Raw genomic sequence first — 23,450 nt, forward strand, 5'->3', positions numbered from 1 at the left:
CATGGCTGCACGCGTGCTGATGTTTCAGGGAACCGGCTCCGACGTCGGCAAATCGCTGATGGTCGCCGGCCTCGCCCGCGCCTTCGTCAAGCGAGGCCTGTCCGTCATGCCGTTCAAGCCGCAGAACATGTCGAATAATGCCGCCGTCACCGCCGATGGCGGCGAGATCGGCCGCGCACAGGCGCTGCAGGCGCGTGCAGCGGGTGTTCCGCTCTCCGTTCACATGAACCCGGTGCTGCTGAAGCCGCAGAGTGAAACCGGCGCGCAGGTGGTGGTGCAGGGCAAAATCGTCGGCAATGCCAAAGCGGCCGAATATCAGCACATGAAGGCCGGGCTGATGCCGCGTGTGCTGGAAAGCTTCGAGCTCCTGAAAAATCAGGCGGATCTGGTGCTGGTGGAAGGCGCGGGCAGCGCATCCGAAATCAACCTGCGCGCCAACGACATCGCCAATATGGGTTTCGCTCGCGCCGCTGATGCGCCGGTGATCCTGATCGGCGATATCGACCGGGGCGGGGTCATCGCCAGCCTCGTCGGCACAAAAACCGTGGTCGAACCAGACGATGCCGCGATGATAAAAGGCTTTATTGTCAACCGCTTTCGTGGCGATCCGGCTCTGTTTTCGGACGGCATGCGGATGATTGCGGAAAAGACCGGCTGGGCGTCAATTGGGCTTTTGCCCCATTTTTCCGATGCCGCGAAACTGCCGGCGGAGGATGCTCTTGGACTTTCCGGCCCGGCTGAGCGAAAGCCCGATGCAAAGATCCGCATCGCCGTACCGATCCTGCCGCATATTTCCAATTTCGATGATCTCGATCCGCTGGACATGGAGCCGGAGGTGGAGTTGATCCGCATACGGCCGGGCGACACCATTCCCGCGGATTGCCATCTGGTCCTGCTCTGCGGCTCAAAATCCACCATTGCCGATCTCGCCGTGCTGAAAGCTGCGGGTCTTGATATCGATATCAAGTCCCATGCCAGACGCGGCGGCTATGTTCTTGGGCTGTGCGGTGGATACCAGATACTTGGAAAAACCATTTCCGATCCTCATGGCATCGAAGGACCGCCAGCGACGGTGGAAGGGCTTGGCCTGCTGGACGTGACGACGGTTCTGACCGGCGACAAGAGGCTTGTTTCCGTGCAGGGCAGAAGCTTCGACGGAATTAACTTATCCGGCTATGAAATGCATGTGGGCAAAACCGACAGCGCGGCGGGCGCCCAGCCGTTTTCGACCATAGACGGACGTGCCGACGGTATCATATCGCCCGATGGCGGCATCTTCGGCACCTACATACACGGCCTGTTCGCGGATGACCGCCAGCGCGGCGCATGGCTTGAACGGCTTGGCGGACACAGCACGAAACTGAACTACGAAGCGCAGGTGGACGACGTTCTCGACCGTCTGGCAGCGCATATGGAACAGCACCTCGATCTCGACAGACTGCTTTCTATAGCGCGATAAGGACCGCCAGCAGCCCGAACAACCCGATCAGCAGGAGGTCGGCGATCCGCGCCAGCCGCAACGCCTTGCGAATATCACCGGCGACGAGCGACGCCCTCCCGCCTTCGCCCATGAACCGCGCCTCGATCATCTGCCCACCATAGGAACGCGGACCGGCAAGGGCGAAACCGAGGGCACCCGCAAGCGCGGCCTCCGGCCAGCCGGCATTGGGCGAGCGATGATGATGCGCATCTCGCCGTATCGCGGCGATGGCCCCGCCCGGCGATGCGCCCTTCACAAAAAATGCCGCAAAGACAAAAAGACCGCCGCTCAACCGGGAAGCCGGCAGGTTGACCAGATCGTCCAGCCGGGCAGAGGCCCAGCCGAAGGCTTCATGGCGCGGCGAGCGATGGCCGATCATGCTGTCGGCTGTATTGATCGCTTTGTAACCCGCACCACCCGGAAGCCCCAGAAGACCGAGCCAGAGCGAGGGGGCGACGATACCGTCGGAAAAATTCTCGGCCAGGCTTTCGATCGCTGCCCGGCATATCGCCGCCTCGTCAAGCGCCTGCGGATCGCGGCCGACGATCATCGAAACGGCTTTGCGGCCTCCCTCTACACCCTCACGTTCCAGCGCGATGGCAACGGCCTCCACATGCTGTTCCAGACTTTTCTGCGCCGGAAGTGACGCGCCGAGCACCGCAGCAAGCAACAGACCGAAAGGAAGGAAAAGCAGAACGGATTGCGCAAGCCATGCGACAACCACTGTCAACCCCAGAAAAACCGCCAGTGCCATGACGCCTGCGACCTTACGCTGCGAAAATGACGCGCTCTCCCGGTTCCATTTTTTGTCCAGCAGCGCGATAAGCGAACCGATCCAGGTGACGGGGTGGCCGATGCGTTTGAATAGCCAGTCCGGATAGCCGGTCAGGCGTTCGATCACGAGCGACAGGAAAGCGAGAGCAAAGAACATGGGCGAAACAGTACCAGAAAAGGCGCAGGCTGCGATCCGTCACGGTGGCAATCTCGGCAAGGCGCGCCTGATGTTTCCTGAAGCGCCGGAACCGTGGATCGATCTGTCGACGGGGATCAATCCGCACTCCTACCCGCATTCGCCCGTTCCCGCCAGCGCATTCGCCCGCCTGCCGGAGCCTGCCGCCGCCGAAAAATTGAAAGAGATGGCAGCCGCCTCCTTCGGTGCACCTTCAGCCCGGCATGTCATGCTTTCTCCCGGCACCCAGATGCTGATGCCATTGCTGGCTCACATCGCGCTCAAACGCGGTGCTAAAAGCGGAGCCGTGCTTTCCCCCGCCTATGCAGAACACGCCCGAACCGCCCGCATGGCCGGATTGACTGTGACCGAGGTAGAGAACATCCACGATCTGTCGGCTCACGACTATGCGGTGGTTGTCAATCCCAACAATCCCGATGGCCGCATCACGGATCGCAACGCGTTGCTGTCGTTGGCCGAAGCGATGCGCCGCAAGGGCGGTCTGCTTGTCGTGGATGAAGCCTTTATCGAAACGGGAGGAGCAGAAAGCCTCGCGAGTGCCGCAGGGCACGATGCGCTGGTGGTCCTGCGGTCCTTCGGCAAGTTTTACGGCATGGCGGGTGTCCGGCTGGGTTTCGCGATTGCGCATCCGGATATCGCTGCTGAACTGGAGGCCAGGCTTGGCCCCTGGGCTGTTTCCGGCCCGGCGCTGCATATCGCGACGCAAGCCTTGGCGGACAGGGAATGGCAATTCTCCATGCGTCTCCGGCTCGCTGAAGAAGCGCAGCGTATGAATGGCCTGCTGCAAAAAGCCGGACTAACGATTGCGGGCGGCACGTCCCTTTTTACCCTCGTGCGTGACCATCGCGCCGCCGGGTTGTTCGACCATCTTGGCCGGCGCGGCATTCTGGTGCGCATTTTTGATGAAAGGCCGAACGACATGCGTTTCGGCCTTCCCGGCAGCGAAGTGGAATGGCAGCGCCTCGAAGAAGCGCTGTCATCCGTTTGATCATTCTTCGAACGTATAGGTCTCGATAGACTCCGGCTTCATTTCGATGGAGAAGCCCGGCAGCTTCGGCGGCATGTAAGCAGCGTTTCTGATATCGCAGGGTTCGATGAAGTGCTCGTGCAGGTGGTCGACATATTCGATCACGCGGCCTTCCTTGGTGCCCGAGACCACCAGATAGTCGATCATCGACAGATGCTGCACATATTCGCAGAGGCCGACGCCGCCGGCATGCGGCCACACCGGCAGGCCGTATTTCGCGGCGATCAGCAGAACCGCCAGCACCTCGTTCAGGCCGCCCATGCGGCAGCTGTCGATCTGCACCACATCGATGGCGCCCTCGGCGATGAACTGCTTGAACATGATGCGGTTCTGGCACATTTCACCGGTCGCCACCTTGACGGACCCGATGGCCGCACGGATCTTGCGATGACCGGCAATATCGTCCGGGCTGGTCGGCTCTTCGATGAAGAACGGCTTGGCAAAGGCGAGCTTCTTGACCCAGTCGATCGCCTGATCCACTTCCCACACCTGATTGGCATCGATCATCAGATAACGGTCGGGACCGATCACCTCGCGGGCGATGGTGAGACGACGAATATCGTCTTCCAGATCGCGGCCGACCTTCATCTTTACATGGTTGAAGCCGGCATCGATCGCTTCCTGGCAAAGGCGCCGCAGCTTGGCGTCGTCATAACCAAGCCAGCCGGCGGATGTCGTATAGCAGGCGTAACCTTCATTCTTCAGCGTCTCGATCCGCTCCTTCTTGCCGCTTTCGGCTTTTTTCAGGATCGCCAGCGCCTCGTCACGGGTGAGCACGTCTGTCAGATAACGATAGTCAACGATGTCGGCGATTTCTTCCGGGCTCATATCGGCAACGAGCTGCCAGACCGGCTTGCCCGCCTTCTTGGCCAGAAGATCCCAGACAGCATTGACGACCGCGCCGGTGGCGAGATGCATCGCGCCCTTGTCCGGGCCGATCCAGCGCAGCTGGCTGTCGCTTGTCAGATGCCGCCAATATTTGCCGGGGTTCTCGGTCACGGTCGCAAGATCGGTGCCGACCACCAGATGGCGCATCGCCTCGATTGCCATGCAGCAAATGTCGTTGCCGCGACCGATGGTAAAGGTCAGTCCGTGGCCTTTGAGACCAGGCTCATCGGTATCGAGAATGACGTAAGCCGCCGAATAATCCGGATCGGGGTTCATCGCATCCGAACCGTCAAGGCTCTGGGATGTGGGGAAACGCAGGTCGAAAACACGCAGATCTGTAATTTTGGTCATGGCCGTTCACTCGCGGTCAGTGTCAAAGGAAATCGTTCAATCGTGGTGGAAGGTTTCTTCCATCATTGCCCACCACTCGCCTTCCTTTCGGCTTTCGAGCGGTTGCTGGCAGGGAATGGTGAAGGACCACCATTCCTGGTTTTTGGGACTGGCGGCCATCTTCGCCATGTCGGCGCTGAAATCGCTGCCGTGATATTCCCAGTAGCCGAACAGCAGATTTTCCGGCTCACGCAGGAAAATTGTGTAGTTGCGGATATTGCAGTCGCTGATGAGCGCCAGAACCTCCGGCCAGACGGCAGCGTGCAGCCTTTTATATTCCGCGATCATCTCCGGTTTGACGCCTATGACCATGCCCATGCGTTGCATGAAAAACTCCGTTATTGCTTGATGGTGGCAAGCGCGGCGCGCAGCCGGTGCTGCGGCAGGCCCAATCCCAGCCGTTCCGCAGCAGCGATGATCGGGATGAATCGACGACGCTTCTTTTCATCATGATTGCCGGCGATATCAGCCAGCCGATGCGCGAGAAAGGGATTGCGCAAACGCTCCCGCAACACACCAATATAGGCCTGCGCCTCATCTCCCATGCCTTCCGCCGCAAAGACCGGCAAAACCTCGTCTCGCCAGAGCGTTTCCAGATCCGCAACAAGAGCACCGTCGGCCATTGCCTGACGCACCGTCTCGTCCTTTGCCCGCGCATCCTGCAACCAGCGTTCCGCCAGATAGGAATGGCCGAGATTGAGCAGGAACAGTTTCAGCTTTTCGTAGTGGTCAAGATCGTCAGTTAGCACCACTGCCGGGTGCATACAGGGCAGAACGAGACCTTCCTGCTTTTCGATCGCCCAAAGCGCATAGGGTTCGGCAACCGCACCAACCGGATCGATGGGCTCGGAGACGATGCGATCCACCAGGCTATTGGCGAAGCGGCATTTTTCATTCAGATAAAAGGCGAACCCCGCCGGCAACTGCCATTCATCTGCCAGCTGGCGAATGACTTGCTTCAACCGGTCACCATTGCGGGGAACAAGCTCGCAGGGGAAGATTGACAATGTCGCTTCCGGATTGGTCTGAAAACGCTCCAGCAGCAGCAGGCAGAGCTTGGCCGGAAAGCTCTTCGGCACGAGCGCCAAATCGTCGGCAAGCGCCGGTCCATCGGACGAATCCAGCTCATAACCGCGATCACCGGTATTGGACAGGATGACCTCGGCCACGCAGGCAATGCGCCGAACCTCGGTCCAGTCCGTATCCGCCGTCAGTGCCAGCGCAACAGCCTTGCCTTGAATTTCCTCGTCCACCTCCTGCCCGTCGCGAATTCCACGAATGCGCACGGGGTATGGCGCGCCGCTGTTCAGCGCCGCAACGCGCTTCAAGCTTTCCGCATTGCCCGTTGTCTGGACAATCGCAACAGGCCCGAGAGCCTCGCCCTTATCCAACGCCTGCGAAATAAACAGATCCGCATGCGCCAGTAGAAAGCGGCTGGTGCCGAATTGCAGGATGGGTGTACCAGCTGTCATGCGACCTCCACCATGCCTTTGATGACTCCGGCTTTCGGATCGGTCAGCCCGGCGAATTTGGAAGGCACATCGGCAAGTGTCATGCGGTGAGTGATGAGGGCTTCCGATACCTTGCCTTCCCGCAGCGCCTGCAACACCCGCTCAAAATCCTCCGGCGTGGCGTTGCGGCTGCCGAGCAGCGTCGTCTCACGCTTGTGAAATTCCGGATCGTTGAAGCTGATATCGCTGGCGACGATGGAAACCAGAACATAGGAACCGCCGTGGCCGACGAAGGAAAAACCGCGTTCCATGGCTTTGGGATTTCCGGTCGCGTCAAAAACCGCGTCGAAGAAATCGCCATCGGTAATATCCGAGAGGCTGTCCCTGTCGCCCTCGCCAAGCGTCACCGTATGGGCAACGCCCAGATGCCGTTTGCAGAAATCCAGCCGGTCGGTGCGCCCATCGATCATGGTCACCTCGCCGCCGTCAAGAACGGCGAAAACCGCCACCGCCATGCCTATCGGGCCGGCACCCACGACCAGAACCTTTTGTCCCTTTTCGACCGCGCCACGTCGCACGGCATGCGCGCCAATCGCCAGAAACTCGGTCATCGCAGCCTGATCAAGGCTAAGACCATCCGCTTTCAGCACGAATTGTTGCGGAATGCTCAGATATTCGACCATGCCGCCATCGCGGTGAACGCCGAGCACGCCGATATTGCGGCAGCAATTGCTCTTGCCCTTCCGGCAGGCGCTGCACGCGCCGCAGGAGATATACGGAATGACAGTAACAACATCGCCCGCCGCAAGCTGGCTGCCTTCAGGCGCTTCTTCCACCGTGCCCGAAAGCTCGTGTCCCATGATGCGCGGGTAGGAAAGATAGGGCTGATTGCCGGTGAATATATGCAGATCCGTGCCGCAGACGCCGATGCGGCGAATGCGCACCAAGACTTCACCTTCGCCACGCACGGGTTTCGGCAGATCCTTGGCGCTGAGTTGACCGGGAGTGTCACAGAAAATCGCCAGCATGCATCACCTGTCAGAAAGGGAATAAAAACGAATGGCGTTGCCACCAAAGACCGCCGCATGGTCCTCTACCGGGACGATATCGCGGCAGAAATCCAGCCATTCCTGATAATCGCCGGCCAGCCGCAACACCGGCCAGTCGCTGCCGAAGATCACGCGGTTGCCGCCAAACAGCTCCAGAATGGTTTCTGCATAGGGCCGCACCGCTTGGGGCTTCAGTTCGCCGCGCTCGGTCAACAGGCCGGAAAGCTTGCAATGGAGATTGGGAAGAGCCGCCAGAGCCGCCATGTCCCTGCGCCATTCACGATAGTGACCGCTGGCGATCAGCGGCTTCGCACCGTGATCGATGACAACAGGCAATTGCGGATGCCGGCGGGCGAAGGACAGGAGATGCGGCAAATTCGGTGGCAACACCAGCGCATCGAACACCAGACCATGGTTCACCAGCGCGTCCACGGCAGGGCCGAGCGCCGGATCGTCAATCCAGGCAACATCTTCCATGCCCTGCAACATCGGGCGCACACCCCTGAAGACAGGATGTTTTGCGCGGCGGGCAATTTCCACCGCCGCATCGGCCGACTTCATGTCCACCCAGCCGACCACACCCTTGATAAAATCCGTGTTCGCCGCCAGTTCCAGCATGAAATCCGTATCGGCCGCGTCTTCCATCGTCTGCACCAGCACCGTGCCGGAGACGCCGGCCTTGGCCAGCAGAGGCGAAAGATCGTCCGGAAGGAAATCCCGATAGATGGCAGCCAGAGATGGCGGCGGCCATTGCCCGGCACGATCCTTCATCAGCCAGAAATGCTGGTGGGCATCGATGACCATCGCCTCAGGCCTTTCCGCCCGGCACAGGTGTGCCTTCGGAAATCAGGCCGCGCTTTTGCAGCTCCGCCCAGAATTCATCCGGGATCGCCTGCTCGAACCATTCGATGTTTGACGCGAGCTGCTGCGCATTGCGAGCACCGGAGACGACCGTAACGGACGCCGGATGCCCAAGCGGAAATTGCAGCGCGGCTGCCTGCAGGGACACGCCAAGTTCGTCACAGACACCCTGCAGCGCATCCACGCGCGTGATGATGTCGGCAGGCGCATCGGCATAGTTGAATTTGCGGTTGCCGGCCAGAATACCGGAATTGAAAGCGCCTGCGACCACAATCGCGACGCCGGTTTGCGCGCAGCGGTTCATGAAATCGAGGCTCTGCTGCTCCAGCAACGTATAACGACCGGCAAGCATGGCGACGTCGATGTCGAAAACATCCATGGCATCCCGGACGATTTCCCATTCATTGACACCGAGGCCGACGGCGCCTGTCGATCCTTCCTCGCGCAGCTTGCCAAGCGCCCGGAACCCGCCGCCGGTGGTCAACTGCTCCCAGTAATGCTGTTGCTTTTCGCCATGCGTGTAGGAGCCGATATCGTGCACATAAAGAATATCCGGCTTCAGAACACCGAGCCGCTGCTGGCTCGCATCGAAGGAACGCAGGATACCATCATAGGAATAATCATAGACCGGCCTGAAGGGCAGGGGCGCAATATAGGCGTCCTCCTCCGGGCCAACTGTTGCATCCGGAACCATGACGCGACCGACCTTGGTGCTGAGCATGTATTCAACACGATCGTGCTCCGTCACCATGGTTCCAAGACGGCGTTCCGAGCGCGTATAACCGTAAAAAGGCGCGGTATCGAAATAGCGAATACCGCTTTCCCATGCCTTGTCGAAGGCGCCCTTGGATTCCTCATAGGGCGTGACGCGATAGAGGTTACCCATCTGGGCACATCCGAGGCCCATGACCGTGACTTCGACGGCGCGGCGCGGCAATTTACGTGTATCGGAAACTTTCATCGCGGAGCTTTCTGATTTGCAGAGCGGGATAGCGAAAAATAACACGCGGTTTTCGCCTGGGACCCCGCATCTCTAGATTTTGAGGCGCGCCGCCGGGGCGGCGCGCCGTCATGCGTCAATAAAGAACGTTCTTGGCTTCCGGCTTGTCGACATTGTCCTTGGTGACAACAACGACGCCGGTGTCGACGAACTTCTCAACCTTTTCCTTGTTGATGAGCTTGGAGATGGTCTCCACGCCCTTTTCACCCATCTGATAGGAACCCTGAACGACGATGCCGGCCAGCGTACCATCCTTGACGAAGCCCTGAAGGTCCTGGTTGCCGTCGAAACCGATTGCAACGACCTTACCGGCCTTGCCGCTCTGGGCGAGCGCACGGCCGACGCCGATTGCCGTTGGCTCATTGGCGCCGAAAATGCCCTTCAGATCAGAATTCGCAGCCAGAACGTCGGTGGTCTGGTTCAGCGCGGTCGCCATCTGCGACTGCGAATAGAAAGGACCGACAATCTTCAGGTTGGAATTCATCTGGATGTAGTCGGTGAAACCGCCAACACGGCCGATTTCCGAGCCGGCACCGGCCACGTAGGACATGACGGCAATCTTGCCTTCCTTGCCCACCTTGTCGATCAGTGCCTGCGCTGCCAGTTCGCCGGCTTTCTTGTTGTCGGTCGCCAGGAACGACTGGTAATATTGCTCCGAGCCCTTTGCGAGCTGCGAGTCGATCAGAACCACCGGAATACGGGCTTCCCAGGCCTTCTTGACGGCAGGAACCAGTGCGTCCGGATCGGAAGGTGCGAGAACAATGCCCGCGACCTTACGGTTGATGGCGTTCTCGACCATGTTGACCTGATCGGCGATGGCCGATTCGGCAGCCGGACCCTGAAAGGTCATGGTATTGCCGGAAGAATTCTTCATCGCCGCGTCAGCGCCCTTCTGGACGTTCTGCCAGAAGGTGGAATTCACGGTCTTGACGATGACGGCGATTTCGCCGGCCTGCACGGTGGAAACGCTCCACAGCGCAATTGCGGATGTCAGAAGGGCAGTCGCAATTTTCTTCATTTCTTCCTCCGTGATGTCGGCATACCGGGCCTCCCCTGCCGATCTTTTTTGCGGAAAGGGTCCGCAGCCCTTTGATCAGCGGCGGTTGCGCAGCTGGTCGATCCAGACGGTGACCAGAATGACGAGGCCGATGATGATCTGTTGCGTGAAGGCGGAAACGCCATTCATATTGAGACCGTTGCGCAGGATGCCGATGACGAAGGCGCCGATGGCCGTGCCGGAAATCGTGCCCACACCGCCGATCAGCGATGTGCCGCCGATAACGGCGCTGGCAATGGCGTCCAGCTCATACATCACGCCCTCATTCGGCTGGGCAGTGACGAGGCGCGACATCAGCACGCAGCCGGTCAAGCCTGCGAGTGTGCCGGACAGGATGTAAGTGAAATTGGTAACGCGGGCGACGTTGACACCGGAAAGGCGTGCGGCTTCGGCATTGGAACCAACGGCATAGATATGACGGCCGAGGATCGAGCGGTTGAGCATGAAGGAAACCGCAAGCGCAATCACCACCATCAGGATAACGGGGTAGGGGATGCCGGGAAACACAACATTCGGAAAGCCGTCGTCACCAATATTGACGATGCGGAAGAGGGCGCCATTGCCGAGTTCGCCGAAGGATTCACCGAGGCCGGAGACCGCGCGCGCGCCGGTGATCTGCAGCGCCACGCCACGGGCGATCAGCATCATGCCAAGGGTGGCGATGAAGGGCGGCAGCTTGAAACGCGTGACCAGAAGACCGTTGATGAGACCGCAGAGCGATCCGGTGAGAATGCCGAGCAACATGCCGATCGGCACCGGCATGCCGAGTTCCTTTACCGCAAGGGCGGCAACGACACCGGCAAGCGCAAGCACCGAACCCACGGACAGATCGATACCGCCGGTGATGATGACACAGGTTGCGCCGATACCGAGCAGGGCGATGGAGGTCACCTGCAGCGCGATCGTCATGCCATTATTGACGGTGAAGAATGCACTGCTGGTTGCGGAAAAGACCGCGACAAGCGCAAAGAGGCTGCCAAGCGCCGCAAATTTCTGGATAATATCCTTCTGGCGGTCGCTGACAGCGAAGCTCTTCTTGGGTTCTGCAATATTGGCCATGTCGTTCCTCACTGCGCGGCCCGGCCGTAACCGGACGCATAACGCATGATTTCTTCCTGATTGGTCTTGGCGGTTTCGAGCACGCCCGTGATGCGGCCCTGATGGAAAACGGCGATACGATCCGTCAGACCCAGAATTTCCGGCAGTTCCGAACTGATGAGAATGACGCCGATGCCCTGCGCGGCCAGCTCGTCCATGATCTTGTAGATCGCGAATTTCGCGCCGACATCGATGCCACGCGTCGGCTCATCGAAGAACAGCACACGCGACTGCCGGAACAGCCATTTGCCGATGATGATTTTCTGCTGGTTGCCGCCCGAAAGCAGCCGCACGGTCTGTTCGATCGATGGGGTGCGGATATTCAGAAGGTCGACATAACGCCTGGCGACATCGTCATGCTTCTTGAAATCGATCAGCCCGAAACGGTTGGACACTTCGCCTATATTGGCAAGCGTTGTGTTGGCGGCGACCGACATCTTGATGGCGAGACCATCACTTTTGCGGTCTTCCGAGAGATAGGCGATGCCTTCCCTGATGGCGTCCTGCGGTGAGCGAATGGAAAGCTCGCGGCTTTCAAATACGATTTTCCCGCTGTCCAGCGCATCGGCTCCGAAGATCGCGCGCGCCACCTCAGTGCGCCCAGCCCCCATCAATCCGGCAAAACCCAGAATCTCGCCGCGCCGCAGGGAAAACGAGATATCCTGGAATATGCCCGCCCGCGTCAGCCCTTCAACGGAGAAGATAACGTCTTCCGATGGCTTTGATGTGCGCTCGGGGAATTTGTCCTCCAGCGAACGTCCCACCATGCGCGTGACGATATCGTCAACGGTGATCGAGGCGAAATCATCGGTCGAAATATAGCGTCCGTCGCGCAAAACCGTTACCCGGTCGACGATCTCGGCCATTTCATCAAGGCGGTGAGAAATATAAACAATGCCGACGCCGGATGCCTTGAGGTCGCGAATGACCTTGAACAGGAGCCGTGTTTCCTGCTCGGTCAGCGAGGAGGTCGGCTCATCCATGATCAGGACTTCAGCATCGAGAGACAGCGCCTTGGCGATCTCCACCATCTGACATTGAGCAACCGAAAGACCGCGGACAATCTGATCTGGGTCGATATCGACGCCCAGCCGGTCGAGACAGCGCTTGGCGTCAAGGCGTAACTTTTTGCGGTCAACGAGGAAACCGCGGCGCGGCTCGCGCGCAAGATAAATGTTCTCGGCTACGGAGAGATGCGGAACGAGGTTCAGTTCCTGATGAATGATGGCGATACCGGCGGCTTCGGACTCCAGCGGCGATGCATATTGCACCTTGACGCCCTTGTGCAGAATGGTGCCGTCACTCGGCTGATAAACCCCGCTGACGATTTTCATCAGCGTCGATTTTCCCGCACCATTTTCACCGCAGACGGCATGCACTTCACCGCTGCGCAAATCGAAATGCACGTTGGACAGCGCTTTGACGCCCGGAAATTCCTTGCTGATATTGTCGAGACGCAGAAGAACGGAACGCTCGCCGCGCGCCTTCTTCTCAGGCGAAAAATCGCCCCGAATTGTCGATGCGCCCTGCGACATCTGAAAACCTCCCAGCCGTGCTCCCCGCTCCACCGGGGTATCATGAACAGGCCGAATGGTTAGGCCGGTTTTTTCGAATGGTCAAGCCAATTTGGTCAAAACTTGAAAAATGGCTTCGAAGGTGCGTAGGATTACCTAGCAGCGATATTCATAATAATACTTTAAATTCATATATTTAAGTAATTTCTTGCGTATTGACACGCTTGGCGTTACGGTAAGGCCAAATATAGATCGCAGACAGGGCTCATTAGAAAACACATGAATGGTCAGGCCAAAATAGCGGAACCACGCAGGCTTTATCAGCAGATTGCGGACCAGATACGCGAGCTCATCGATTTGGGCGAGTTTCTTCCCGGAACCCGGCTTCCGGCAGAGCGGGAGCTGGCGCAGAAACTTGGCGTTTCAAGGCCGTCCCTGCGCGAAGCGCTGATAGCGCTTGAAATCGACAGCACGGTTGAAATTCGCATGGGTTCCGGCGTTTATGTGTCGACAGAGGCCCTTCAGACGACCCATCACACCAAGTCACTGGGCGATAGCCCATCTGAACTGATGCAGGCACGGGCCGCACTGGAGGGCGCGACTATCGTTTTGGCGGCAGGCCGCATGACCGATGAAACAATCGCCAGCCTTCGTCAGATCCTGAACACCATGCAGAAGGAAATAGAGGCGGGACGCAAGCCTCTGGATCAGGACAGGCTGTTTCACGTCACTATTGCCGAGCAGTCCGGAAACAGCGTTTTGGCGCGGCTGGTGGCGAACCTCTTCGATGAGCGCCACAGCCCCATTTCGGCCCAGCTGCGCGTGAAATTCGAAGATCGCGACACATGGGCCTTTGCTCTTCAGGAGCACGAGGCAATTCTGGCGGCTCTGGAGCTGAAGGACCCGCTGCTGGCGCAGGCCACCATGCACATCCATCTGGAAGGCTCCAAGAGGCGCTGGGTGGATAGCTGAATCTAAAATATAGCAGGCAATATACCGGGAGGAGGAAAACCCGTGAGTGAGAATTTCGAGGCAACCATTTTGCTGAACGCCAACGACAATGTCGCGGTGGCGCGCCGGTCGATTCCGGCCGGTGGTGCGACGGGCAGGGGCGATCTGACGGCCCGTGAACTGATCGGGCGTGGACACAAGGTGGCCCTGAAATTCATCCGGTCCGGAGACGAGGTGCTGAAATACGGGCAGGTGATCGGTATCGCCACCCAGGATATCGAGCCCGGCAAGCACGTGCATCTGCACAATCTGGCCATGGTGCCATCTGAACACGCCCATCAGTTCAGTGTCGATATCGAAGAAAAGGGCATGGTGCCGGAAACCGAGCGCCGCACCTTCATGGGCTATGATCGTGGTCTCGGCGGCGTCGGCACGCGCAATTATATCGGCGTCATCGCTTCGGTGAACTGTTCCGCCACGGTCTCGCGTTACATCGCCGATTATTTCAACAAGCAGGGCGGACTTGACGGTTTCGACAATGTCGATGGCGTCGTGGCTCTCACCCATGGCGGCGGCTGTGCGCTCAATACCAAATCGGAAGGGTATCGCCTCCTGATCCGGACCATTCAGGGTTACGCGCGCCATCCGAATTTTGGCGGCATTCTGCTGATCGGCCTCGGTTGCGAAACCAACCAGATCGCCCCCATTCTTGAACATTACAAGATGGAAGAGGGTGAGCGGCTGCGCACCATGACCATTCAGCAGCACGGCGGTACGCGCAAGACGATCGATGCGGCAATTGCCGAGATCAGGGCCATGTTGCCAATGGTCAATGCTGCCAAGCGGACCAAACAACCGCTTTCAAAACTGAAAGTGGCGCTGGAATGCGGCGGTTCTGACGGTTACTCCGGCATATCCGCCAATCCGGCTCTGGGTTATGCCTCCGACCTCATCGTCCGCAACGGCGGCACCACCGTTCTTTCCGAAACCCCGGAAATTTACGGTGCCGAGCACCTGTTGACAAAGCGAGCCGTCACGCCCGCGGTCGCCGAAAAGCTTTTGCAGCGCATTGACTGGTGGCGGGATTACACCGCGCGCAACGGCGACGAGCTGAACAACAACCCGTCCCACGGCAACAAGCTCGGCGGCCTCACCACCATTCTGGAGAAATCGCTGGGCGCGGTCGCCAAGGGCGGCTCCATGCCGCTGAAAGCCGTTTATGAATTTGCGGAAACCGTGACCGAACAGGGCTTCGTTTTCATGGATACGCCTGGCTACGATCCCGTTGCCGTCACCGGCCAGGTTGCTGGCGGCTGCAACGTCATCTGTTTCACCACCGGCCGCGGCTCCGTTTCGGGGTTCAAGCCTGCGCCCTGCATCAAGATCGCCACCAATTCCGAAATGTATGAACACATGAAGGAAGACATGGACCTTAACTGCGGCGAGATCGTCACCGGCGCTGAGACCATCGAGGAATCCGGCGAACGAATTTTTGAACACATTCTCGCAGTGGCTTCGGGCGACAAGACAGTCAGTGAGATTTACGACTATGGTGACAATGAATTCGTGCCATGGCAGGTGGGAGCGGTGACCTGAAGCACTTCAGATAAAAAGGCAATGACGGGTTTACATTCGAGAAATCCCGATTGTCCCACGTGAAACAAAAAGCCCGGAAATTGCTTTCCGGGCTTTTCTATTTGTACTGACGATATTGGCTCAATGGCGGAAGTGGCGCATGCCTGTGAACACCATCGTTACATTATGCTCATTCGCCGCATCGATCACTTCCTGATCGCGCATCGAGCCGCCCGGCTGAATAACAGCGGTAGCACCAGCGGCAATCGCAGCAAGCAGACCATCGGCGAAGGGATAAAACGCTTCCGAGGCCACGGCGGAACCGCGTGTAAGCGGTTCGGCAAGCCCCAGCGCCTTGGCCGCATCTTCCGCCTTCTGAGCGGCGATACGGGCGGAATCGACCCGGCTCATCTGGCCAGCGCCAATACCAGCCGTCTGCCCGTCCTTGGCGTAGATCACGGCGTTGGATTTAACATGCTTGGCGATCTTGAAGGCGAATTTCATGTCTTCAAGCTCCTGCGGCGTCGGCGCACGCTTGGTGACAACCTTCAGCTCAAGATCCTCGACCATGCCATTGTCGCGGCTCTGCACCAGCAGACCACCCGAAACGGTCTTGGCTGTAATGCCCGCCGCGCGCGGATCGGGCAGACCACCGGCGGTCAGCAGGCGAAGGTTCGGCTTGCGGGCAATGATTGCCTTGGCCTCCTCGGTTACGTCAGGCGCGATAATGACTTCCGTGAAGAGCTTGACGATCTCTTCCGCCGTTTCCGCATCGAGCGTGCGGTTCAAGGCGATGACGCCACCAAAGGCAGATACGGAATCGCACGCCAGCGCCCGCCGGTAAGCTTCGGCAAGTGTGGGACCGGTTGCGACGCCGCAGGGGTTTGCGTGTTTGATGATCGCGACAGCCGGCGCATTTTCCGGCAGGAACTCCGCCACAAGCTCGTAAGCCGCATCCGTATCGTTGATGTTATTGTAGGAAAGCTGCTTGCCCTGAAGCAGCGTTGCCGTTGCGACGCCGGGGCGCTTTTCACCGGTCAGGTAAAAGCCGGCGCTCTGGTGCGGGTTCTCGCCATAGCGCATCTTTTCCTTCAGCGCGCCACCGATGGCTCGGTAATCCGGTGTTTCGATGGAAAGCGCCTCGGAAAACCAGTTGGAAATCACCGCGTCATAAGCGGCGGTGCGGGCATAGGCCTTGGCGGCGAATGTCTGGCGCAGCGCGTAAGAGGTCTGGCCATCATCGGCCTGCAGGGCTTCCACCAGAGCGGGATAGTCGGATGGGTCAGTAACAACAGTGACATAGGCATGGTTCTTGGCGGAAGCGCGGATCATCGCCGGGCCGCCAATATCGATATTCTCAACCGTTGTCGGATAATCGCCGCCCTTGGCGCGCACTTCCTCGAAGGGATAAAGGTTGATGACGGAGAGATCGATCGCCTCGATACCATGCGCCTTCATAGCCTCGACATGGTCCGCATCATCCCGGATCGCCAGAAGCCCACCATGCACGTTGGGATGCAGGGTCTTCACGCGGCCGTCCATGATCTCCGGAAAATTGGTCACGTCGGAAACATCCGTCACCGGCAGGCCCGCATCCGCGATGGCCTTTGCCGTTCCGCCCGTCGACAGGAGCTTGACGCCGAGCTTCGACAGAACCGTCGCAAGCTCGATAATGTCCGTCTTGTCGGACACGGAAAGAAGCGCCGTGCGGATTTTGACCTTATCGGGCGCGGGGATTTTTTTGGACACGACAGCCATCAGGCATACTCCGTTCAACGGGGAGGACAGGCTGGACTGGGATTGATCCAGCAATTGCCGCCGCGTTAACACAGCTTGCCGTATTAATAAACAGCGGTAACGAGGAACGGTGTAAACTAAGGGCGGTTTTTGCCTGAAACCCGCCCGGAATCGTCTAGGCCCTGCGTTCGATGAGCCAGCGGATTTCGCGCGTATTGGCGAGGTTAAAAGGCAGCTCGATCTGCTGCGAGGGCCGCATGCCGGAGGCATCGGCCATAAAGACATCCTCGGTGACGAAAAGCTCCAGTCCCGGTGCCGAAAACAGCCAGGTCGTTCCGTCCGCCGCCTCCAGATAAACCGACTCCTCATCCCGCTGATGCAGCTGGATATGAGGGTGGATATGGAAACGCGACACGGCCGAAACCGACTGCAATTGCGCTTTCACGGCATTTTCGTCGGCACGCAGCAGGTCGCGGCCCTTTATCTTCGTTCCCGCTGCATTCAATTCGATTTCCCGCTCGTGATAACAGCCGAAATTCTGCAGATATCCATCATGTGACGCCCACAGGACATCATTGCCGTTTCCATCCGCTCCGCGCCGGCTATCGACATGGCTGACACCGGAAACCATGATGGGTCCAAGCAGTCTCGAACGCGACAGCCTGCAAGACGAGGTGTCCGCCAGTGTCACGGTGGAGTGGGCGGCCGTCGACCGGCTGGCCCGCTGATATTCCGGTGCTGCATTTTTGGGAAAGCCGGAATTGACGATGAACCTGTTCTTGCCGCAGGACATCTCAAAAGACAGACACCCCGAATGGGCGTTGCGTGAAAGCTCCGCCGAACCGGGATAGCCCGTATCCACAATGATGACGGTATCATCGGTCGCAAGCCGATGATAATTCACATCGGGCAACACTTTGGAGGGCCGGCCCGCCGTTTCATCATAACGGAGCACGGAGACAAGTTCATTTGCAAGCGTGGCCGTCGCGCCGTTAAACAGCGCCAGATCCCCGCCCTGATGCCGGAAAAACCGGATTGCCGGAAACATGCGGTCTATCGCCGGCACAAGCCCGGACGGCAGGTCGTGGCCGAGATTGATATAGCTTTGCCGAAGCGGCAAAAGATCGAGCAGCAGATCCAGCATGACCCGCGGATTACGGGAAACATGACCGCCGTCGGGAAGAATCTGGCGTTCCATTTCCTGAGCCAGCTTCATTCCATGCCGGGTAATGCGGGAAAGGCGGGTGGGCATGGCGATGGAGGCCATGGCCAGAGCAATCCTGATCCGCAGCCTCGCTTCCCCATCGGGTGCGTGTTTCACGATCCTGTCGAGATAACGGACATGAAAGGCAAGGCTTTTCAGAAAGCGGCGGTAAAAGCCCGCGTCAGCCTCATATAGAACGACGGGGGAGTGGGACAGCCAGGCGATCAACCTCTGCGCCGCAATCTCCGGTGACCAGGCTGTGCCGGTGAGCCGCTTGCCATTGATGGCGATCCACTCGGCAACGATGCGGCGGGCGCGCTTACACGCCTCGCTCGATCTGTCGGAACGGATATGCCGCAACCAGCCGAACGCATGTAGCCGCTCTTCGAAAACCAGCGAAGGATAATCCACCTGAAATGGCGACAGGCCGCCGGTTTCAACCACGCGACCAGCAAGCGCTATGCGGCCGTGCAGGAGTTCCTCGGCAAAATAAGGGTCGATGGCCCTGAGATCGGTGGGCGCTGCCACCAGCCCATCGGGAACACGATTGGCAAACCGCGATAGATGCAGGCGCAAAGGAGTGAGGCCGACACACAGATGCCGATACGCCATCCGTGAAAGAAGACCGGCCGCATTCATGCTGCCTGCGAAGGACCCTAACAAGCTGTGTTTCCCGTTCACATGTTTTGTTTTTATCAGTGAACCGCGATGACCGGAACGTTATCGATAAATATCTAATGATTCGCGAAAGCTTCGCTTTTTTCTACTTCTTACGCAAGACACTGCTAAAAAACCCATCGACCCCACCGAACATATCCGGCGTCGTGCGAAGATCGCCCTCCGCAGTGATGGCGGCTTCCATTGCAGGCCAGTCCTCCTTGCGGACGGCGATACGCTCAATGCCGGGGTTTTCCGCCAGAACCTGCGCGATCATCATTTCCCCTTCCGAGGGATCGAGCGAGCAGTTGGAAAAGACAACAATGCCGCCGGAATCGATCATGGTGAGTGCATGTCGCAGCATCTGGCCCTGAAGAACTGCAAGTTTGGCAATATCATTTTCATCCTTGGTCCAGCAGACATCGGGATGTTTACGCAGCGTGCCGGTTGACGAGCAGGGCGCATCAAGAAGGACGGCGTCGAAAGGCTGTTCCGGCTGGTACTTCATCATATTGATCTCCACCGTTTCGGCGTGAAGGCCGAGCCGGTCGAGATTCTCCCTCAGGCGGCGAAGACGATTGCCGGACTGGTCAAGCGCGGTCACTTTCGCGCCTGCAAGCGCAAGCTGGGCGGTCTTGCCGCCCGGAGCCGCACAGAGATCGGCAACACGCTTGCCGGAAATATCGCCCATCAGCCTCACCGGCATACTGGCCGCGAGATCCTGCACCCACCACGCCCCCTCGGCAAAGCCCTGCAGCGAGGGAATTTGGCCGTCGAATTCCCCAAGCCGCACACTGCCATTTGGCAGGAGCGTGCCGCCCAGCTTCTCCGCCCACAGAGCCGGATCGGCCTTGACCGTGAGATCGATGGAGGACGGCGTCAGCTGCGCCTCGGAAATCCGCTTTGCAGTCTCATCGCCATAGGCCGAAACCAGGCGCGCATAGAACCAGTCCGGAAGCACCGGAACCTGCGCAATGGCCTGTTCGATGTCCGTTTTTCCCGACCCAGCCGTCGCAGAACCGCGTTCACAAGCTTGACGAAACGCCTGTTGCGCGGATCGCGATGGGCCTGTTCCACGGCCAGATCCACAGCGGAATGATCCGGAACGTCGAGATAAAGCATCTGCGCCGCACCGACAACAAGGACGTGATGCAGCGAACGGGCGCCCTGCGGCAACGGCCCGTCAAGCAGCATCGATAGCGCCGTCTCGATACGCGGGAGGTGACGAAGCGCGCTGTTGACGATGGCTCTTACCAACGCCCTGTCTGCAAGGGAAAGCGCGCGATAAACGGGATTACCGTTTTCACTGTCCAACATTCCGTCGAGCGAGGTCTTCTTTTCAAGAACGGCTGCGAGAATGCGCGTCGCGGCAATGCGTGCTGCAAGGCCCGGCTTATCCTGGAAAGACGAAGGGCCGTCTTCACGGCCCTTGCCATTGGCCGACCTCGGCTTTTTGGACCGCGCCGGCTTATTCTGCATATCGGATGTCAAGACCACGGCCCTTTGCGCTCGTTTTCATTGCCTCGGCCCCTGCCTGTTGTGGGAACCGAGCCTGATTTGCGCAGAGGCTTATCATTCGCTGGCGTCGGCGTCGATCCTCGCGGGTAAAACTCATGTGCCATTGCGTGCAAGGCCGCCACGCGGTTTTCCGTATTTGGATGGGTGGAAAAGAGATTGTCCATGCGCTCGCCCGAAAGCGGGTTGATGATGAACATATGCGCCGTTGCCGGATTGCGCTCAGCATCGTCATTGTGAATCTGCTGCGCCATACCGGAAATCTTCTGTAGCGCAGACGCCAGCCACAGCGGATTGCCACATATTTCCGCGCCTCGCCGATCGGCGGAATATTCCCGTGTGCGGCTGATGGCCATCTGCACCAGCATCGCAGCCAGCGGTGCCACGATCATCGCGACCAGAACGCCGATGAAGCCAAGTGGATTATTGTTGTTTTCGCGATTACCGCCGAACAGGAAAGCGAAATTGCCCAGCATGGAGATGGCACCCGCCAGCGTCGCGGTGATCGTCATGGTCAACGTATCCCGGTTCTGCACATGTGCCAGCTCATGCGCCATGACACCGGCCACTTCTTCAGGCGTCAGACGCTCGAGCAGGCCCGTCGAGGCGGCGACAGCGGCATTTTGCGGGTTTCTTCCCGTCGCGAATGCATTGGGCTGCGGGCTATCGTAAATATAGACCTTGGGCATGGGCAGGCCGGCATTATGCGAGAGATCGCGGATCATATGAAAGAATTCGGGCGCATTGGCCTCATCGATCTCCTTCGCGCGATAGGCGGAAAGGACCATCCTGTCAGAGTTCCAGTAGGAGAACAGATTCATGCCGGCAGCGATGAGGAAAGCAATCATCATGCCGCCTTTACCGCCGATCAGAAAACCGACACCCATGAACAATGCCGTCATGAAGGCCAGAAGCATTGCCGTGCGCATCATGTTCATCTGTCAAACTCTCCTCATCATCTATCAGGGAATATTCCGGGGGTTTATAAAGCCGGTTTGATTATATAATCTGGTAAACGGCAAACATATTTCAATATCCCGTCATAGGGAGGATTCTCATGCAGGATGCAGACAATGACAACGGCGCGGAAATGGCGAAGCGGCTTTCGCCGGCGGCGGAACGCGCATTGAAGGAAGCGGAAGAGCGCCGCAAACAGCAGGCGGATCTTCAATTACCACCGGAAACCGGTGGCCGCGGCGGCGCAGAACCCGTTCGTTTCGGTGACTATGAAATAAAAGGTCGGGCGATCGATTTTTGATCGGTAAAACAAAAAATACCCGCTAAAAGCGGGTATTTTTCAATAAAAACAGATGCTTACTTATTTCTGTTCCAAAAGTCGGCAGACCGCTTCCAGTTGCTCCAGTGTACGGTAGCCAATACGGATTTGTCCGGAACCGCCTTTGTGGCTGATCTTCACATCAAGACCAAGGGCGTCGGATAGGCTGCGTTCCAGCGCAATGGTATCGGAGTCCTTCTCGGCAGCCGGACGCTTCTCGGTAACATCGCCCTGCGACTTGATATCATTTTGCGCAAGACGTTCGGCATCACGCACCGAGAGACCCTTGGAGACGATGGTCTTCGCCAAAGTCGCCGGATCGGACGTCGACACCAGCGCTCGCGCATGACCGGCGGAAAGCGACCCGTCTGCCAACATATCGCGCACCGGATCGGGGAGCTTCAGCAATCGCAAGCTATTTGCAACATGACTTCGGCTTTTGCCGATGATTTCACCGAGATCGTTCTGGGTGTAACCATGTTCGGCAATCAGCTGTTCGTAACCCATTGCCTCTTCAAGCGGATTAAGGTCGGAACGCTGCACGTTTTCGACAATCGCCAGCTCCAGGGCCGTGCGATCGTCCACATCACGAACGATGACCGGCACATCCGTAAAACCAGCCAGCTGCGCCGCGCGCCAGCGCCGTTCACCGGCGATAATCTCGTAGCGGTTGACGCCAACCGTTCGCACCACCACAGGCTGAACAATTCCATGCTGACGAATGGATGCGGCAAGATCCTGCAGCTCATTCTCATCAAAATGACGGCGTGGGTTTCTCTGGCTTCGGGCAATGAACTCAATCGGAATGGTGCGATCAGCGTTGACGGCGCGCTGCGGCTCACCCACTGGCACCGGTTGATCCATTTCTCCGATCAGCGCCGCAAGACCACGCCCGAGCCGACGCTTGGAAAGATCATCACTCATAAGATATTACTCCATACATTCCGGTGAACGTCACGCGGCCTTGCGCAGACGCTCTCTCTGGATCACTTCAGATGCCAGCTGCAAATAGGCTTGGCTACCGGCACATTTGAGGTCGTAAAGAATTGCTGGCTTACCATAAGACGGCGCTTCGGAAACACGAACATTACGCGGAATAAGCGTGTGGTAAACCTTCTCGCCCAGATGCGTCCGCACATCGGTAACGACCTGTTGCGCTAGGTTGTTGCGCGCATCAAACATCGTCAGGACGATACCCTGAATATCCAGCTGCGGATTAACCGAGCCCCTTATCTGACTTACCGTATCCAGCAACTGGCTGAGACCTTCCAGTGCGAAGAACTCACACTGCAACGGCACCAGCACGGAGTGGGCAGCCGTCATAGCATTCATGGTCAGGAGGTTAAAAGAGGGCGGGCAGTCAACGAGGATATAGGAATAAGCTCTGGCCTCCGGCGTTTCCATGGCAGCGCGCAGCAGAAATACACGATTATTGACATTCGCGACCTGCATTTCGAAGCCGAGCAAATCCATCGTCGAAGGAACGATGTCCAAGTTCGGAACCGCCGTCGGAACCGCGACTTCGGTGATGCCATTATCACCCACCAGGAGATCGTAAGACGACAATTTGCGCTCTTTACGATCGATACCAAGCCCGGTGCTGGCATTGCCCTGCGGATCAAGATCAATGATCAACACGCGCTCGCCGATCGCCGCCAATGCCGTCGCCAGATTGATGGCCGTCGTTGTTTTGCCAACGCCGCCCTTCTGGTTTGCAACTGCGATAATCCGATTTTTCTCAAAGCTCATG

At 58.4% G+C, this 23,450-nt stretch carries 19 protein-coding genes and 2 pseudogenes; 5 read left to right on the forward strand and 16 right to left on the reverse strand.

What is annotated here, in order from left to right:
* Nucleotide 1: 1 nt before the first annotated feature.
* A complete protein-coding gene (locus AGR13A_RS13990; RefSeq protein WP_080836299.1) occupies nt 2-1,459 on the forward strand; it encodes a cobyric acid synthase in 1,458 nt (485 codons plus the stop codon).
* On the opposite strand, the gene cbiB is transcribed toward AGR13A_RS13990, so the two are convergent.
* Complete coding sequence (cbiB, locus tag AGR13A_RS13995) at nt 1,446-2,411, reverse strand: adenosylcobinamide-phosphate synthase CbiB (RefSeq protein ID WP_080836300.1); 966 nt, start codon at nt 2,409-2,411, stop codon at nt 1,446-1,448. The genes AGR13A_RS13990 and cbiB overlap by 14 nt on opposite strands.
* Between cbiB and cobD the strand changes: the two are divergent.
* A pseudogene (gene cobD / locus AGR13A_RS14000) lies at nt 2,410-3,457 on the forward strand (threonine-phosphate decarboxylase CobD). The gene cbiB and the pseudogene cobD sit on opposite strands and share 2 nt — an antisense overlap.
* On the opposite strand, the gene AGR13A_RS14005 reads toward cobD, so the two are convergent.
* The 9 genes from AGR13A_RS14005 to AGR13A_RS14045 form a co-directional block, all read right to left on the reverse strand.
* Nucleotides 3,439-4,716, reverse strand: coding sequence for an L-fuconate dehydratase (locus tag AGR13A_RS14005; RefSeq protein WP_080836304.1), 1,278 nt, complete (start codon nt 4,714-4,716; stop codon nt 3,439-3,441). The pseudogene cobD and the gene AGR13A_RS14005 overlap by 19 nt on opposite strands.
* Before the next feature lie 36 nt (nt 4,717-4,752).
* Complete coding sequence (locus AGR13A_RS14010; RefSeq protein WP_080836306.1) at nt 4,753-5,082, reverse strand: L-rhamnose mutarotase; 330 nt, start codon at nt 5,080-5,082, stop codon at nt 4,753-4,755.
* A gap of 11 nt (nt 5,083-5,093) precedes the next feature.
* Nucleotides 5,094-6,227, reverse strand: a complete 1,134-nt coding sequence (locus AGR13A_RS14015) for a mannitol dehydrogenase family protein (RefSeq protein ID WP_080836308.1) — start codon at nt 6,225-6,227, stop codon at nt 5,094-5,096.
* Nucleotides 6,224-7,234, reverse strand: coding sequence for a zinc-binding alcohol dehydrogenase family protein (locus tag AGR13A_RS14020; RefSeq protein WP_080836310.1), 1,011 nt, complete (start codon nt 7,232-7,234; stop codon nt 6,224-6,226). The genes AGR13A_RS14015 and AGR13A_RS14020 overlap by 4 nt, the downstream gene beginning before the upstream one ends.
* 3 nt (nt 7,235-7,237) lie before the next feature.
* A complete protein-coding gene (locus AGR13A_RS14025; protein ID WP_080836312.1) occupies nt 7,238-8,059 on the reverse strand; it encodes an amidohydrolase family protein in 822 nt (273 codons plus the stop codon).
* Nucleotides 8,060-8,063: 4 nt separating this feature from the next.
* On the reverse strand, nt 8,064-9,077 hold the full coding sequence (locus AGR13A_RS14030) for an aldo/keto reductase (RefSeq protein WP_080836314.1): 1,014 nt from the start codon (nt 9,075-9,077) through the stop codon (nt 8,064-8,066).
* A gap of 115 nt (nt 9,078-9,192) precedes the next feature.
* Nucleotides 9,193-10,134, reverse strand: coding sequence for an ABC transporter substrate-binding protein (locus tag AGR13A_RS14035; RefSeq protein ID WP_035221920.1), 942 nt, complete (start codon nt 10,132-10,134; stop codon nt 9,193-9,195).
* 75 nt (nt 10,135-10,209) lie between these two features.
* Nucleotides 10,210-11,232, reverse strand: a complete 1,023-nt coding sequence (locus AGR13A_RS14040; protein WP_035221922.1) for an ABC transporter permease — start codon at nt 11,230-11,232, stop codon at nt 10,210-10,212.
* An 8-nt stretch (nt 11,233-11,240) separates the two neighbouring features.
* Nucleotides 11,241-12,806: a sugar ABC transporter ATP-binding protein gene (locus tag AGR13A_RS14045; RefSeq protein ID WP_080836315.1), complete on the reverse strand. Its 1,566-nt coding sequence runs from the start codon at nt 12,804-12,806 to the stop codon at nt 11,241-11,243.
* Nucleotides 12,807-13,064: 258 nt separating this feature from the next.
* Here AGR13A_RS14045 and AGR13A_RS14050 point away from each other — a divergent pair, with 258 nt between their 5' ends.
* Both AGR13A_RS14050 and AGR13A_RS14055 read left to right on the forward strand, forming a co-directional pair.
* Nucleotides 13,065-13,757 (forward strand): FadR/GntR family transcriptional regulator, encoded by a 693-nt coding sequence (locus AGR13A_RS14050; RefSeq protein ID WP_080836317.1) that lies wholly within the window; start codon nt 13,065-13,067, stop codon nt 13,755-13,757.
* A 42-nt stretch (nt 13,758-13,799) separates the two neighbouring features.
* Nucleotides 13,800-15,332 (forward strand): UxaA family hydrolase, encoded by a 1,533-nt coding sequence (locus tag AGR13A_RS14055; protein ID WP_080836319.1) that lies wholly within the window; start codon nt 13,800-13,802, stop codon nt 15,330-15,332.
* 120 nt (nt 15,333-15,452) lie between these two features.
* On the opposite strand, the gene purH is transcribed toward AGR13A_RS14055, so the two are convergent.
* From purH to htpX, 4 genes and pseudogenes are all read right to left on the reverse strand, one after another.
* Nucleotides 15,453-17,069, reverse strand: a complete 1,617-nt coding sequence (gene purH / locus AGR13A_RS14060) for a bifunctional phosphoribosylaminoimidazolecarboxamide formyltransferase/IMP cyclohydrolase (RefSeq protein WP_080836321.1) — start codon at nt 17,067-17,069, stop codon at nt 15,453-15,455.
* A gap of 154 nt (nt 17,070-17,223) precedes the next feature.
* Entirely contained in the window at nt 17,224-18,891 is a 1,668-nt protein-coding gene (locus AGR13A_RS14065; RefSeq protein ID WP_167377547.1) for a heparinase II/III family protein, read from the reverse strand.
* A gap of 124 nt (nt 18,892-19,015) precedes the next feature.
* Nucleotides 19,016-20,400, reverse strand: a pseudogene (locus tag AGR13A_RS14070) (RsmB/NOP family class I SAM-dependent RNA methyltransferase).
* Nucleotides 20,397-21,362 (reverse strand): zinc metalloprotease HtpX, encoded by a 966-nt coding sequence (gene htpX / locus AGR13A_RS14075; RefSeq protein WP_080836323.1) that lies wholly within the window; start codon nt 21,360-21,362, stop codon nt 20,397-20,399. Before htpX ends, AGR13A_RS14070 begins: the two are co-directional and overlap by 4 nt.
* A 119-nt stretch (nt 21,363-21,481) precedes the next feature.
* On the opposite strand from htpX, the gene AGR13A_RS14080 reads away from it, so the two are divergent.
* Nucleotides 21,482-21,682, forward strand: a complete 201-nt coding sequence (locus AGR13A_RS14080) for a DUF1674 domain-containing protein (protein WP_035221936.1) — start codon at nt 21,482-21,484, stop codon at nt 21,680-21,682.
* Nucleotides 21,683-21,742: 60 nt separating this feature from the next.
* Here the strand turns inward: AGR13A_RS14080 and AGR13A_RS14085 are convergent, their stop codons facing one another.
* On the reverse strand, nt 21,743-22,624 hold the full coding sequence (locus tag AGR13A_RS14085) for a ParB/RepB/Spo0J family partition protein (protein ID WP_080836325.1): 882 nt from the start codon (nt 22,622-22,624) through the stop codon (nt 21,743-21,745).
* Between the two features lie 30 nt (nt 22,625-22,654).
* A complete protein-coding gene (locus AGR13A_RS14090) occupies nt 22,655-23,449 on the reverse strand; it encodes a ParA family protein (RefSeq protein ID WP_080836327.1) in 795 nt (264 codons plus the stop codon).
* Nucleotide 23,450: the final 1 nt, after the last annotated feature.

Source organism: Agrobacterium genomosp. 13 str. CFBP 6927 (assembly GCA_900012615.1).
Classification (GTDB): Bacteria; Pseudomonadota; Alphaproteobacteria; order Rhizobiales; family Rhizobiaceae; genus Agrobacterium.